The following is a 14,043-nucleotide window of genomic DNA, read 5'->3' as shown; positions in this document are numbered from 1 at the left end:
GTGGGGGTTGCCCACCCTGGTTTTAATTTTTAAACAGTAAACTGGCATTTGTCGCACTGACATACTCCAACACTTTTTGCTGAAGGTCAGTTTCAATCTCTTGTTGACTCACAGGTTGAGGATACAGGGAGAGAATATCTGTAATTTCCTTAACACAGGCTGATAGCCGTTGAATATGTCTGGCTGTAATCTTTGTATCCGAGGAAAAATCCAAGGTTTCTTGGGTTTTTTGTATAGGTTCAACTGTTAATTTATCCTCCTCTCGAACACAAGTTCCGCCATCACAATCAATGTGTAATTCATGTTGATAATGGTTAGGAATTGCCCAGCCTCTTTGTCCCGCGTGTTCATGACCTAAACGCTCATTTTCAATATATTCACTCGCGGATTCATAACGGTGTTCATGCCAATAGGGAACAGTAAAATAACCAAAGGATTTACGATATTCCTCCGAGTCTACTATTTCTGAAACCAGTGCGCCAACGCCACGGCGAACTAAGATATCATCCCATTTCTGAATTTCTTGATTATTTCTCGGAGCTCGTCCTAAAAAATGTTTACAAGCATTTTCAATGAATTTCATATTAGAGCTATTTTCATAAAAATGCTCTAAATAGACAGAACGAACCGCCAGACTTTTTAAAAAATGTCGAATCCCTATTTTCCCCTTGATAAAATCTTTTTCTAAATCCGCTAGTTGCTTGTGTTCAAACTCATAAAGTTGACGTTCTATTACTTGCTGATAAATTTGTTTTAAAACAAACTCTCGTTCTTCTGGGGAAGCATCATGACGAGTTGTAACCGGTTGAGTTAGGGACATAAATTGAACTCCTGTGTGCATCAGTATTCCAAGTTAATTTGGAGTGATCTACAATAGAATGAGCAGTAGCTTGAAATCAAATAACACCCTGATATACAATACAAAATCAATCGGGTTTAAACCCCACTTCTTTGGACATTTGCTAATAGTTTAGGGGGAGTATCTAAAACTTCTAAAATAATGTCCATATAGGGCTTTAATAATTGATTACACACACTGGGCAATTGTTCTTGTAAGGCTTCTTGAAGATAGGTATAGGCTTGTAGACATTGGGTATTTTTTTCGTGGGCTGCCAAAATATTGGCTAACCATAACATTAAGGATTCCTTAAAAAAGTGCGGGTCATCGCGTAATAAAGCCACGGACATCAAACACATCGTCATTGACATATCATACACACAGCGTTTTGAATGCTTTTCCATGATTTCTGGATGGGAGAACATGAATTTCTTCAGGGTTTGTTTGATTAAACCTGCTGATTTTACCCGTAGAACTTCATAGGTTTTGGTGCGAGCATTTAAAGTCTGAACGTACTGATGCAGAGGCTTGAGTTCTGCATTGGTCAAATATCGCCCGTCACATTGGAGAATTAAGTCATCCCAGGTCGAGTTAATTGTCGGCATTTTGCTGTCCTCTGTATAGCCAGAATCCTACCTTCTAATTTGATACAAAATTCGATATAAGTCAAGAAAATGATGTAATTTTTAATTTAAACTATAGATAGCATCTGACCCAGTACCCGACATTTTTTTGTCGGACGACTGACTTATCCCCCAATTGAGAGTGTTTTTAGACCCGTTTAACCATCTAGGAGGCAATTTTGAGATAAACTATAATTTGTTGAAGTGCCATCAAGATCTAGGTTATGCCATGAAAGAAATTGCTTTCGTGATTAAAATTGGGTTAATTTTAAGTTTAATGGTGGGCTGGATATTGCCTGCCGATGCGACTAATTTGAAAACAATTCAACAATTGCTAGAAACCAAAGATTGTCATTCATCTCTTTGGAAATATTGTAACTTAGAAGGAGCTAATTTACAGGGATTAGATTTATCAAATACCAACTTATCAGGAGCCAATTTAAAACAAGCTAATTTGAGAGAAGCTAACTTAAAATATGCTAACTTATCGGGAGCCGATTTAAGACAAGCTAACTTAGAAAATACTAATTTATTAAGAGCAAATCTGAACAAGGCTAAATTATCTGAAGCTAATTTAACCCAGTCGAGCTTATTGGAAGTTAATTTAACTTTAGCTGATCTGAGATCGGCTAATTTAGAAAAAGCGAAATTGTTAGGGGCAAGATTATGGGGAACCAATTTAAGTCAAACTAATTTAAGCCATGCCAGTTTACGGGGAACAAATTTACAATATGCTAATTTAGAAAATAGTAATTTAAGTTTTGCCGATGTCAATAGTCTATTATTTCGAGATGCCACTCAATTTACTAATCTTAGTAATGCCAATTTACAAGGAGCAAATCTCGAAGGCGTTCACTTAGAAACCGTAATTTTACAAGGTGCTGTTATGCCCGATGGTTCAATTCATGAATAATCAATTAAGAGTCAAAACAGGGTATAATAGTATATTAAAGGACACCAATTGTTGAATAAATTTCATGCTGGAAACCCTACAAATTAGATTGTACGAACTGGCACAACTGGCAAATAATCTAGTTCAAACTCAACTCCATCATCTCAGTTTTTTGAGTATTGGCATTATTTTTATAGCGGGTTTATTGACCAGTTTAACCCCTTGTATGCTCTCAATGTTACCGATTACCATTGGTTATATTGGGGGCTATGAAACCGAAAATCGACTGCAAGCCGCGATTCAATCTATTTGGTTTGCATTAGGGCTGGCTACCACCTTAGCTGGGTTAGGAATTTTAGCGTCTTTTGTCGGACAAGTCTATGGTCAAATCGGTTTAGGTTTGCCCATTATTGCGAGTGTGATTGCAATTTTAATGGGGTTAAATTTATTAGAAGCTCTCCCCCTCCAATTACCCGCTTTTGATACGATAGGCTGGATACCTAAAGAGTTTCCCCATAGCTTGAAATCCTATTTATTAGGATTAACTTTTGGGTTAGTGGCTTCTCCCTGTAGTACCCCCGTTTTAGCAACGTTATTAGCCTGGGTTTCAAGCACCGGAGATGTCATTTTAGGCGGAGTTTTATTACTAGCCTATGCAGTAGGTTATGTCGCCCCATTAGTATTAGCTGGAACCTTTACCGCCACAATTAAAAAGTTACTAGCACTGCGAAAATGGTCAAGTTGGATTACACCTACAAGCGGAGTTTTATTAGTTGGATTTGGCGTATTTTCGCTATTGTTTAGATTTCTACCCGTCGTTTAATTGAATCAAAGGAAAATAAAAATGGATACGGAACTTTCACTATTTCAAAAAATAATTACAGGGGAAACAACCCTGCAAAAGATGATTAGAAAAGAACTTTTGCCCCTTTTGGCCGATTTAAGATTAGCTATTGTATTGTTATTATTGATTGCCGTTTTCAGTATTTCAGGAACACTGCTAGAACAGGGACAATCCCTAGAATATTATCAATCTAATTACCCTGAACATCCGGCTTTATTTGGCTTTTTAACCTGGAAAGTTCTGGTATTTATTGGACTTGATCATGTTTATAGAACTTGGTGGTTTTTATCACTTTTAGTCTTATTTGGTAGTAGTTTAACTGCTTGCACCTTTACCCGACAATTACCTACTTTAAAATCAGCCCGTCGCTGGGTCTATTACGATAAACCCAAACAATTTCAAAATATTGCTTTAAGTGCTGAATTAACTACAGGTTCATTAACAGCTTTAGAACCTTTATTGAAAAAACGCAATTATTTAGTGTTTCAAGAAGGCAATAAACTCTATGCTAGACGGGGACTGATTGGCAGAATTGGGCCGATTATTGTTCATGCTAGTATGTTAATTATTTTAGCCGGGTCGATTATCGGTTCTATGACAGGATTTATGGCTCAAGAATTGGTTCCAGGAGGAAATACTTTTCAAGTCAAAAATATCATAGATGCCGGACAATTTTCTCAATCTCAAGTACCTAAAGATTGGTCAGTTAAAGTAAATCGGTTTTGGATTGATTATGATGCTGAAGGTAGAATTGATCAATTTTATTCTGATTTATCCGTATTAAATCAACAAGGAGAAGAAGTTGATCGCAAAACCATTCATGTTAATGAACCTTTGCACTATCAATGGGTTACTTTTTATCAAGCTGATTGGGGGATTGCAGCGTTACGAGTACGGGTGAATAAAAGCCCTGTATTTCGTTTACCGATGGCACAATTAGACACCCAAGGAAAGGGCAGAATTTGGGGAACTTGGATTCCAATTAAACCGGATTTTAGTGCCGGGGTTTCTGTCTTAGCTAGGGACTTAAAAGGAAATGTATTAGTTTATAATGGCAAGGGGGAATTAGTTTCAACGGTTAGAAAGGGAATGTCAACGGAAGTGGATGGGGTGACTTTATTTATTGATGAAATTATTGGAAGTACGGGACTACAAATTAAAGCCGATCCGGGGATTCCTATTGTTTATTTAGGGTTTGGATTATTAATGATTAGTGTGATGATGAGTTATGTTTCCCATTCTCAAATTTGGGCTTTAAAAGATGGCGATCGCCTTTATATTGGGGGTAAAACTAATCGAGCAAAAGTAACTTTTGAACGGGAAATTGTCGCCATTTTAGATGACTTGGATAATCTGGATCAGAATAATACACTTTCGTTAGGGAGTTTGTCGGAAAATCCCCAAAGTTAACAAATATCACTCTTCTAAGGCACTAAGACACTAAGGATGATCAGGCAAATGAGTGAGTTTCAAATGGCGATCGCTATTTACCAACCTCTACTTTACCCTATAAACTATCAATACTTGAGATAATTCTTCTGGCTAAAGTAAGCGATTCTTGGCAAGTATTAGCAGTTATAGAAGTTGATGATTCATAATCAGCTTGGTTACGATAACCTCGCAAAACTTGTAAGCGATTGCCGATTTTTTGACGAATGGGATCAGGATGATTTTGAAATTGATTTATCACAAATTTATGAACATTTTGTAAAGGAATTGTTAATCTATCTTTTTCTTCTAAAACCTGTTTGGCTTGGTGAAAAGCTGCATAGTAAGCTCGACTAATAGCTGATCTAAATTTAGCTTGTTCACTAACAATAACCGTTTGTCCCGCTAAATTTTGAGCTAAGGTTAAATAATCCAACCAATCAAAAGTCATAAATAATCATATCTGACATAAATTTGACTGCGGATATCTCCGTCATAGCTTCCTAACCACTGATCAGAAAGTTTTTCAATTTGTTCAATCGCTGCTTCTGTATCTTCAATTATTCTTGTTAGGTAAACAACCAATTGGGACTCAGCTAATTCTGGATCTAAAATCCAGTCAAGAAATACATTTGATTCTGGGAAATATTGGCTGATTAAATCTTTACCTAATACCAAAATTGATAATAGATGGGGATGAATTGCTAAAAATTGAACAACATCATGCTCACGGCGAAACTGATAGAATAATTTTAAATCATCTATGTCCGCTTGATTGACAACTAGAGATTGGGAGATAGTGCCGATCATAGTATTAACCAAACTTGATGGAGTTACTTGAATCTTAACACAACCTATTGCCCAAACTATGAGTCACCATAAAAAATTCTCTACTTTTCATGATTTTATCCTTGATTTTCTTAGATTGATTCCTAATCTTTCAAGTTGTTGATTTATCCAAATAGTCACTGTCTGCTCATCGGTTTCAATTGCTCGTTCTACTCCTATTTTAGCAATTTCTAGTAGTTATTTAGATTTTTGCCGATTCTTTCTTATTGCTAATAATTCCAAAAAACTAAAAAGTCACAAAAGTCAAGAAATGTGAAAAATTATGACATTTTTCTTGTCGAATTGTTGCGAAGGGTCATCAAACCTGCCCAGAATGACCGTTTTCTGGTAAGAATACTCAAAGGTGAGTCCTAATGATCTGGCAATGCCCATCGCCGATCACCCTAAAAAAGCAGCAGACAAAAAAGGAACAAATTAAGATATGTTTACTTATGTAAAACCCGCCATTAGACACATCAAGCCAGATGACCTAAACGGGCGACAACTGATGAAAGTCGTCTATGTGGTGTTAGAAGCGCAATATCAAAGCGCCCTATCGGCGGCAGTGCAGTCTATTAACAAAAATAACCCTAATGTCGCGATCGAAATTAGCGGTTATTTGATCGAGGAGTTACGATCTCCCGAAAACTACGAAAGTTTTAAACAAGATTTATCTGGGGCTAATATATTCATAGCCTCCCTGATTTTTATTGAAGATTTAGCGGATAAACTCGTTGAGGCCGTAGCCCCCTATCGGGATACACTGGATGTGGTAGTGGTGTTCCCCTCCATGCCGCAAGTGATGCGTCTGAACAAGATGGGGACGTTTTCGATGGCGCAACTGGGACAAAGCAAAAGTGCGATCGCCCAGTTTATGAAGAAACGTAAAGAACAGTCGGGGAGTTCTTTCCAAGATGCCATGCTGAAGTTGTTGCAAACTTTGCCTAAAGTCCTGAAATATCTACCGATGGACAAGGCCCAGGATGCCCGCAACTTTATGTTATCCTTCCAATATTGGTTAGGGGGTTCTTCTGAAAACCTGGAAAACTTCCTGCTGATGTTAGGATCAAAATATGTTTTCACGGGCAAAGACAAGCTGCAATTTGCCGATCCTGTAACTTATCCCGATATGGGAATATGGCATCCCCTGGCGCCAAAAATGTTCGAGGATGCTAAAGAGTATTTCCAGTGGAATAATAGCCGCGACGATATTTCCGACGATCAAAAAGATCCCCTCGCTCCCTGTGTGGGGTTAGTCTTGCAACGGACTCACCTCGTCACCGGAGATGATGCCCATTATGTGGCTATGGTACAGGAAATTGAAGCATCAGGGGCGCGAGTTTTACCTGTGTTTGCGGGAGGGTTGGACTTTTCTAAACCTATTGATGAGTATTTCTGGGATAACCCCCCGAAAGGTATTCCACCCCAACCTCTTGTGGATACTATTGTGTCGTTAACGGGTTTTGCTTTAGTTGGTGGCCCGGCTCGACAGGATCACCCGAAGGCGATAGAATCCTTAAAACGGATGAACCGCCCATATATGGTGGCTTTGCCTTTAGTCTTCCAAACCACTGAAGAATGGGAAGAAAGTGATTTAGGTCTACACCCGATCCAAGTGGCGCTGCAAATTGCTATTCCTGAACTTGATGGTGCGATCGAACCAATTATTATATCAGGACGGGATGGTGCTACCGGAAAAGCGATCGCCTTACAAGACCGGATCGAAGCGATCGCCCAACGTGCCTTAAAATGGGCTAATCTGCGGAAAAAACCCAAATTAGACAAAAAAGTTGCTATTACCGTTTTTAGCTTCCCCCCGGATAAGGGAAATGTCGGGACGGCGGCTTATTTGGATGTGTTTGGTTCTATTTACGAAGTGCTGAAAGCCTTACAGGGCAATGGCTACGATATTCAAAACCTGCCTGAGTCGGCTGAGAAACTGATGCAGGAAGTTATCCACGACGCCACCGCCCAATATCAGAGTCCGGAATTAAATGTCGCCTATCGGATGTCCGTGGGTGAATATGAACAGTTAACCCCCTATTTTGAGCGCTTAAATGAGAATTGGGGGCCACCACCGGGAACCTTAAACAGCGACGGCGAGAATTTATTGATTTTCGGCAAACAGTTTGGGAATGTGTTTATCGGAGTTCAACCTACCTTCGGCTATGAAGGCGACCCGATGAGGTTGTTATTCTCCCGGTCTGCGAGTCCCCATCATGGCTTCGCCGCCTACTATACCTATTTAGAGAAAGTCTGGAAAGCCGATGCAGTATTACACTTCGGCACACACGGATCGTTAGAGTTCATGCCAGGTAAACAAATGGGAATGTCGGGAGAATGCTACCCCGATAATTTAATTGGTAATATTCCCAACCTGTATTACTACGCCGCCAATAACCCCAGCGAGGCTACTATTGCCAAACGGCGGAGTTATGCCGCCACGATTTCTTATTTAACTCCGGCTGCGGAAAACGCTGGGTTATATAAAGGGCTGAAAGAACTCAACGAGTTAATTGGGTCTTATCAAACCCTAAAAGATAGCGGTCGGGGTGTGGCAATTGTTAACACAATTATAGATAAATCCCGCTTGGTTAATTTTGACCAAGATATTACCCTTCCCGAAACCGATGCGGCGGAATTAACCCCCGAAGCACGGGATCATATTGTTGGACAGGTCTATCGGCGGTTAATGGAAATTGAGTCGCGGTTATTACCCTGTGGGTTGCACGTTATTGGTAAACCACCCACGGCCGAAGAAGCAATTTCAACTCTGGTAAATATCGCTAGTATTGATCGGGAAGAAGATAATCTTCTCAGCTTACCCCGAATTATTGCCAATAGCCTGAACCGCAATCTTGAGGAACTCTACTCTAACAATAACTTAGGGTTGTTAGCGGATGTGGAGTTATTACAAAAAATCACTGAAGCGTGCCGCGCGGCTGTTATCGCCTTAGTTAACGAACAAACCGACGCCGAAGGACGGGTTTCCTTAGTCTCGAAACTCAACTTCTTCAATATGGGTAAAAAAGCACCCTGGATTGAAGCACTGCATGAGTTCGGTTTTACCAAAGTTGACCCCGAACCCATTAAACCGTTATTTGAGTATTTGGAATTCTGCTTACAACAAATTTGCGCTGATAACGAGTTGGGCTCCTTGCTGCGGGCGTTGGAAGGGGAATATATCATCCCAGGGCCAGGAGGCGACCCCATCCGTAACCCCGATGTCTTACCGACGGGCAAAAATATGCACGCCCTCGACCCCCAGTCCATCCCCACGGCGGCAGCAGTTAAATCTGCTCAAATCGTCGTAGAACGGCTGTTAGAACGGCAACAGGTTGAAAATGGTGGAAATTACCCCGAAACCATCTCCGTCGTCCTCTGGGGAACCGATAACATCAAAACTTACGGTGAGTCTCTGGCTCAAGTTATGTGGATGGTGGGGGTTATACCTGTACCCGATGCCTTGGGACGGGTGAATAAGTTGGAGTTAGTCTCTTTAGAAGAATTGGGACGGCCTCGAATTGACGTCGTGATCAACTGTTCTGGGGTGTTCCGAGACTTATTTATTAACCAAATGGCACTATTAGATAAAGCGGTAAAAATGGCTGCGGAATCTGATGAACCTTTGGAAATGAATTTCGTTCGCAAACACGCTTTAGAACAGGCGAAGGAGTTAGGAGTATCGGTAAGACAAGCTGCTACACGGGTATTTAGTAATGCTTCCGGTTCCTATTCTTCTAACGTCAATTTAGCCGTAGAAAATAGTAGTTGGGAACAGGAATCTGAGTTACAGGAAATGTATTTAAAGCGCAAATCTTTTGCCTTTAATTCTGATAATCCGGGGATGATGGAACAGGATCGAAATATCTTTGAGTCGGCGTTAAAAACCGCAGAAGTCACATTCCAAAACTTAGATTCTTCGGAAATTAGTTTAACGGATGTCTCCCATTATTTTGATTCTGACCCGACGAAATTAATTGCTAATTTACGCAAGGATGGCAAAAAACCGACCTCTTATATTGCGGATACGACAACAGCTAATGCACAGGTGCGGACGCTATCGGAAACGGTGCGTTTGGATGCACGAACAAAACTTCTAAATCCGAAATGGTATGAAGGAATGTTATCCCATGGTTATGAAGGGGTGCGTGAACTTTCTAAGCGCCTGGTTAATACAATGGGATGGAGTGCTACAGCCGGGGCGGTGGATAATTGGGTTTATGAAGATGTGAATGAAACGTTTATTCAAGATGCAGAAATGCAGAAACGTTTGCTGAACTTAAACCCCCATTCTTTCCGTAAGATTATTAGCACTTTGTTAGAGGTTAATGGTCGCGGCTATTGGGAAACCAGCGATGAGAATTTAGACCGTCTGCGGGAGTTATACCAAGAAGTTGAAGACCGAATTGAAGGGATAGAATAAAAAAACCCTTATTCCCCTGTAGAGACGTGCCATGGCGCGTCTCTACCAGGTCTAGGGAACACCACCCTGATATCCTATAAAAACCAATAATAAACACCGATGACATTATATAAAAATAAATATCGGATTGAATCTACACGATTACCTCATCATAATTATGCTGCCAATGGCTGGTATTTTGTCACCATTTGCACAAAGGATAAACTGTGGTTTTTTGGTGATATCGTTTCCGGTAATATTCAATTTTCTGCTATTGGTGAAATTGCGACTAAATTTTGGTCAGACATTCCGAATCATTTTCAGGATGTTTACCTAGATGCTTATATTATCATGCCTAATCATGTACATGGGATTATTGTTATTGAGCGATCGCATAACGAAGAGAGTCACGAACAGACGCACGGAGATCAAGGAGAGACGCGCCGTGGCACGTCTCTACAAAGCACGTCTCTACAAAGGACGGATGAATCTAACAAATTTGCCCCGTTAAAACCAGGTTCCTTACAAGCTATTATTAATGCTTATAAATCTTCTGTAACTCGTTGGTGTCGTAAAAATGGTTACGATAATTTTGCATGGCAACCCCGATTTTATGATCATGTTATTCGAGATGAACATTCATTAGCTAAGATTCAGGAATATATTGTTAATAATCCAGATAAGTGGGATGAAGATCAAGACAATCCTGCTAATTTATGGATGTGATAAAATATCAATATAGACTTTTGCTTATGACTGTTATTTTAGAGCTATATATTATTAGTTTAGCAGGCGATCGCTATTTAGTCTTAACGGATGATTTAAGGTTAGCTCACTATCTGCAAAAAATCGGAATTGATACCGTAAATTTTAATAATATTCGGGTATATGGTTGGAAATAATTATTATTTTAAAACATAATTATACTATAGAAATTAAAAGCGATCAAATATTTTAAAAACTAAAAACCAATGAATTCTTTTAATTCTTCTAAAATATCGTTAACTCGATTGTCTACATCCCAGTTACTTATTCTGAAGATTTCCCATCCTTTTTGGCGTAAATCTCGATCTTCTTTCAAAGTTTTTGAATAAGATTCTTGATTGGAGTAATGGCTTTCACCATCTATTAAAATAGCAAACCTTTTATTATTCCAAAATGCAACAAAATCTATACGATATATATCATCTTTAAGTGAATGAGTGGGTTTTAATTTATCTTTAGATGATGAATGCCATTGAATCCATGCTTGAGGTATTAATATAGGGGCATCGTTTTTTCTGATTTTTCTGCATTGAGAAAATTTTCCATGTTTATAGAAAAAATCTTTTTCTTATTTAGTTTGATTCATTTCTATTAAACAGTCGCGCAGAGTATTATTATCTGTATCACATTTTAAGCAACTAGCCAGTTTAGGATAAGTAAAATTAGGATATACATCAACATTATTTTCAATAATTCCTATTCCTGTCTTCCATTCAAATTTAAAAATTTGACTTTGATCTACTGCTTGAATTAAATAGTCTGGTTTATATATACCAAATGGTAAACCCGATGAATTCCCTTAGTAACCCTTAAGAATTATCCTAAACAATCTTCTTCTATTGTTGACTTTATTTATGACCACCTACTTACCTGAAATAGATTGTTAATAAATAGGGGTTACTTCGTTGGGAAGGCGTGAAAATGAAACAGTGGGGGGTTAGGTCTTAGGGTTTACTTGGGAAATATTTTTCGGGCTACCCAAACTATCAGCAATGTTAGCAAGCCAAATCCTAAACCGAACAGTACACTACAGATAAGTGTGGCAAAAAAGGGATGCAAAGGTAGAGAAAAATCGGGTTGCCATTGAATTGGTGTATCCTTAATTAAAGGATAGGCTGCGGAAAATATTTGTCCGCCGCCGATGGCAGTTCCGACAAAAAAGATGATATTCTCAAGTTGGCGATCACGGTTTTTTTCATTTTGTTCCTGTTCCGTATCTAATTGCATTTGTTGGCGATCGCGAGTTTTTTCAGCTTCTTCCTTTTCCCTGTATAGTTCCATTTGTTGACGATCGCGCGTTTTTTCATTTTGTTCCTGTTCCGTATCTAATTCCACCTGCTCAATTTGCACCATCCCTCGCACAGTGGATATCGACTGCTGGAAGAAATTTTGACTAGCAATTAAGTAGTTTAAATCTATTTCAATTTGCCGTTGATATTTATTTTCAGCTAAATCTAAAAACTTCTGCAAAAATTCCAAATTGTCGCCGTCGATGCACAAACTTTTAATTTTTGTCAAGGCATCACTATAATTTTCAGCATTAGTATCAATGGTATTTCTATCTTCTTGTAAATACCGCATTTGTTGAGAAAAATCTAACATTTTAGTGCGGACTTCAGCCAGCAATTTCTTTAATTTCTGCAATTTAATTTGTCTATCTTGTTCCTTTTCTATTTCACTGAATTCGGGAAGTTTCCTTTCTAATTCGCCGACTATTTGCTGTGCTTTGCGATACTTTTTTCGAGATTCGTGATAGACAAATACGATTTTTGCGCGAAAACAAAGTAGATTAATCAAGTAAAAGTTGAACTCCGCAACGTCGGCGTTTAAAGTTTCGGGATTTTGTTTCAGCCATACGAGAATATGACACCGCTTAGTCGCATCATCATCTCGGCTGTCATACTCAAAAATCGGACTACCAAATAACTTTCCTTCGGCCCGAAAGTCTACTGATTTATCCTGTTTATTTTGTACAAAAGCTTTAACGCATTCGTCAGCCAGTTTCCGGTAAGTATCATAAACGGCGGGTTCGGCGTATAACAATAAGGTTTGTCCCAAAGATGGTTTAATTGCATTGGGCAACAAGCAACCTTGGGGATTTAATTGAGTTAATTCTGATACTTTTATTTTGGAATTTTGATAGTAAAATGTTAAATCTGCGGTGTAAGTGTCGTGAACTCGTAGGGGACAAATAGAACCGTAAAGCGTCGGGCGATCGGGCTGAGTAATGGGCTGAAACTTCAGAGTTTTTTCGTCGGACGTTAGTAATTTTCTGTCATTCAGATTTTCCTGTTTATCGTCTGGTTTGTAATGTCCGTTTTTGTAGCAAATTAGCTTGTCTCTGAGGGATTTTAGTTCGTTAATATCAAACTCTTTACCAACATTATCCGCTAGATTTTCCCACAAATTTTGAGCATTTTTGGCTACTTGCTGATTGCCTTCGTCCCTATCATCCCGCAGGTGGAAAGGATAGAGGGTAATACTGGGATTTTTAATTTGCTGTGCTTCGTTCATAATCAAAGAAAATATAAGACATTATCTTAATTCCATCTTAGTCCGCGCAGGCGGACTTCGTTTCTGTAGACGCGATTTCTAATCGCCGGATTTCTGTAATCTAATCGCTCTAATTTCGGCGATTGAAATCGCGTCTACACGGACAAAACCCGCCTGCGCGGGTTGAAATCCCTGGATTTCCTAATCTTGGCGATTGAAATCGCGTCTACACAGACAAAACCCGCCTGCGCGGGTTGAAATCCCTGGATTTCCTAATCTTGGCGATTGAAATCGCGTCTACACGGACAAAACCCGCCTGCGCGGGTTGAAATCGCCGGATTTCCTAATCTTGGCGATTGAAATCGCGTCTACACAGACAAAACCCGCCTGCGCGGGTTGAAATCCCTGGATTTCCTAATCTTGGCGATTGAAATCGCGTCTACACAGACAAAACCCGCCTGCGCGGGTTGAAGATAAATTTAGTCTATTGTAATTAAAATGAGAGAAAATTTTACGCAAATGTATCTCCATTATGTTTGGGCAACCTGGGATAGATTACCTTTGATTACTCCCGATATTCAGCAACAAATCTATGCAGCTATTATTGCAGAATGTAACAAGTTAGAATGTACTGTAATCGCAGTTGGAGGTATAGAAGACCATGTTCACTTGCTAATAGGTTTTCCAACAACTTTAGCCGTAGCTGAAATAATTAAGCAAATTAAGGGCAGTTCTTCTCATTTCGTAACTCACCAACTTAAACCCGGTGATTTTTTTAAGTGGCAAGGCAGCTACGGGGCGTTTACCGTTAGCCGCGATGCCATCGACAGTGTAGCTAATTATATCAGAAATCAAGCTGTTCACCACCGTCAGCAATCAATGATTTCTGAGTGGGAATTAATTTCTAAAACTACCCCTAGTCCGCGT

Annotated in this window: 13 protein-coding genes; 7 read left to right on the top strand and 6 right to left on the bottom strand. The window is 39.3% G+C overall.

Annotated elements, in window-relative coordinates; translation table 11 throughout:
- Positions 1-22 precede the first annotated feature (22 nt).
- Together AC559H_RS05215 and AC559H_RS05210 are read right to left on the bottom strand one after the other, a co-directional pair.
- Positions 23-820 carry a phycobilisome rod-core linker polypeptide gene (locus AC559H_RS05215; RefSeq protein WP_026793935.1) on the bottom strand — a complete coding sequence of 266 codons (798 nt, stop codon included), beginning with the start codon at positions 818-820 and terminating at the stop codon, positions 23-25.
- A 116-nt stretch (positions 821-936) separates the two neighbouring features.
- Positions 937-1,443: a bilin-binding protein gene (locus AC559H_RS05210; protein ID WP_026786815.1), complete on the bottom strand. Its 507-nt coding sequence runs from the start codon at positions 1,441-1,443 to the stop codon at positions 937-939.
- Positions 1,444-1,690: 247 nt separating this feature from the next.
- Here AC559H_RS05210 and AC559H_RS05205 point away from each other — a divergent pair, with 247 nt between their 5' ends.
- The 3 genes from AC559H_RS05205 (at position 1,691) to AC559H_RS05195 (ending at position 4,607) form a co-directional block, all read left to right on the top strand.
- A complete protein-coding gene (locus AC559H_RS05205) occupies positions 1,691-2,374 on the top strand; it encodes a pentapeptide repeat-containing protein (RefSeq protein WP_026797688.1) in 684 nt (227 codons plus the stop codon).
- Between the two features lie 64 nt (positions 2,375-2,438).
- The gene (locus AC559H_RS05200; protein WP_026793933.1) at positions 2,439-3,176 is read left to right on the top strand and encodes a cytochrome c biogenesis protein CcdA; all 738 of its coding nucleotides are present in this window, start codon (positions 2,439-2,441) and stop codon (positions 3,174-3,176) included.
- 21 nt (positions 3,177-3,197) lie between these two features.
- Positions 3,198-4,607 (top strand): cytochrome c biogenesis protein, encoded by a 1,410-nt coding sequence (locus tag AC559H_RS05195; protein ID WP_027250332.1) that lies wholly within the window; start codon positions 3,198-3,200, stop codon positions 4,605-4,607.
- A 97-nt stretch (positions 4,608-4,704) separates the two neighbouring features.
- Here the strand turns inward: AC559H_RS05195 and AC559H_RS05190 are convergent, their stop codons facing one another.
- Together AC559H_RS05190 and AC559H_RS05185 are read right to left on the bottom strand one after the other, a co-directional pair.
- Entirely contained in the window at positions 4,705-5,076 is a 372-nt protein-coding gene (locus AC559H_RS05190) for a HEPN domain-containing protein (protein ID WP_026793931.1), read from the bottom strand.
- Positions 5,073-5,435, bottom strand: coding sequence for a hypothetical protein (locus AC559H_RS05185; RefSeq protein ID WP_051319805.1), 363 nt, complete (start codon positions 5,433-5,435; stop codon positions 5,073-5,075). The genes AC559H_RS05190 and AC559H_RS05185 overlap by 4 nt, the downstream gene beginning before the upstream one ends.
- 460 nt (positions 5,436-5,895) lie before the next feature.
- On the opposite strand from AC559H_RS05185, the gene AC559H_RS05180 reads away from it, so the two are divergent.
- The 3 genes from AC559H_RS05180 to AC559H_RS05170 all read left to right on the top strand — a co-directional run bounded on the left by AC559H_RS05180 (position 5,896) and on the right by AC559H_RS05170 (position 10,760).
- The gene (locus AC559H_RS05180) at positions 5,896-9,879 is read left to right on the top strand and encodes a magnesium chelatase subunit H (RefSeq protein WP_026793929.1); all 3,984 of its coding nucleotides are present in this window, start codon (positions 5,896-5,898) and stop codon (positions 9,877-9,879) included.
- 99 nt (positions 9,880-9,978) lie between these two features.
- On the top strand, positions 9,979-10,584 hold the full coding sequence (locus tag AC559H_RS05175; protein WP_026786823.1) for a transposase: 606 nt from the start codon (positions 9,979-9,981) through the stop codon (positions 10,582-10,584).
- 26 nt (positions 10,585-10,610) lie between these two features.
- Positions 10,611-10,760: a PIN domain-containing protein gene (locus AC559H_RS05170; RefSeq protein ID WP_155806207.1), complete on the top strand. Its 150-nt coding sequence runs from the start codon at positions 10,611-10,613 to the stop codon at positions 10,758-10,760.
- 59 nt (positions 10,761-10,819) lie between these two features.
- On the opposite strand, the gene AC559H_RS05165 is transcribed toward AC559H_RS05170, so the two are convergent.
- Positions 10,820-11,041, bottom strand: a complete 222-nt coding sequence (locus tag AC559H_RS05165) for a DUF559 domain-containing protein (protein ID WP_431602508.1) — start codon at positions 11,039-11,041, stop codon at positions 10,820-10,822.
- A gap of 533 nt (positions 11,042-11,574) precedes the next feature.
- Complete coding sequence (locus AC559H_RS05160; RefSeq protein ID WP_026793928.1) at positions 11,575-13,137, bottom strand: hypothetical protein; 1,563 nt, start codon at positions 13,135-13,137, stop codon at positions 11,575-11,577.
- Positions 13,138-13,614: 477 nt separating this feature from the next.
- Between AC559H_RS05160 and tnpA the strand changes: the two genes are divergently transcribed.
- On the top strand, positions 13,615-14,043 hold a 429-nt coding region (tnpA, locus tag AC559H_RS05155), incomplete at its 3' end, for an IS200/IS605 family transposase (protein ID WP_071782788.1).

It is taken from the genome of Planktothrix prolifica NIVA-CYA 540 (genome assembly GCF_963864145.1).
Taxonomy (GTDB): domain Bacteria; phylum Cyanobacteriota; class Cyanobacteriia; order Cyanobacteriales; family Microcoleaceae; genus Planktothrix; species Planktothrix agardhii.
Note: the sequence above shows the minus strand (reverse complement) of the source record. Positions and strands in the feature narration are given on the sequence as shown.

Excerpts from the sequence above, each read along its gene's own strand:
- AC559H_RS05200 (WP_026793933.1), top strand. The coding sequence starts at position 2,439 with ATGCTGGAAACCCTACAAATTAGATTGTACGAACTGGCACAACTGGCA.
- AC559H_RS05210 (WP_026786815.1), bottom strand. The coding sequence starts at position 1,443 with ATGCCGACAATTAACTCGACCTGGGATGACTTAATTCTCCAATGTGAC.
- AC559H_RS05215 (WP_026793935.1), bottom strand. The coding sequence starts at position 820 with ATGTCCCTAACTCAACCGGTTACAACTCGTCATGATGCTTCCCCAGAA.
- AC559H_RS05175 (WP_026786823.1), top strand. The coding sequence starts at position 9,979 with ATGACATTATATAAAAATAAATATCGGATTGAATCTACACGATTACCT.
- AC559H_RS05160 (WP_026793928.1), bottom strand. The coding sequence starts at position 13,137 with ATGAACGAAGCACAGCAAATTAAAAATCCCAGTATTACCCTCTATCCT.
- AC559H_RS05195 (WP_027250332.1), top strand. The coding sequence starts at position 3,198 with ATGGATACGGAACTTTCACTATTTCAAAAAATAATTACAGGGGAAACA.
- AC559H_RS05185 (WP_051319805.1), bottom strand. The coding sequence starts at position 5,435 with ATGATCGGCACTATCTCCCAATCTCTAGTTGTCAATCAAGCGGACATA.
- AC559H_RS05205 (WP_026797688.1), top strand. The coding sequence starts at position 1,691 with ATGAAAGAAATTGCTTTCGTGATTAAAATTGGGTTAATTTTAAGTTTA.
- AC559H_RS05170 (WP_155806207.1), top strand. The coding sequence starts at position 10,611 with ATGACTGTTATTTTAGAGCTATATATTATTAGTTTAGCAGGCGATCGC.
- AC559H_RS05190 (WP_026793931.1), bottom strand. The coding sequence starts at position 5,076 with ATGACTTTTGATTGGTTGGATTATTTAACCTTAGCTCAAAATTTAGCG.
- AC559H_RS05180 (WP_026793929.1), top strand. The coding sequence starts at position 5,896 with ATGTTTACTTATGTAAAACCCGCCATTAGACACATCAAGCCAGATGAC.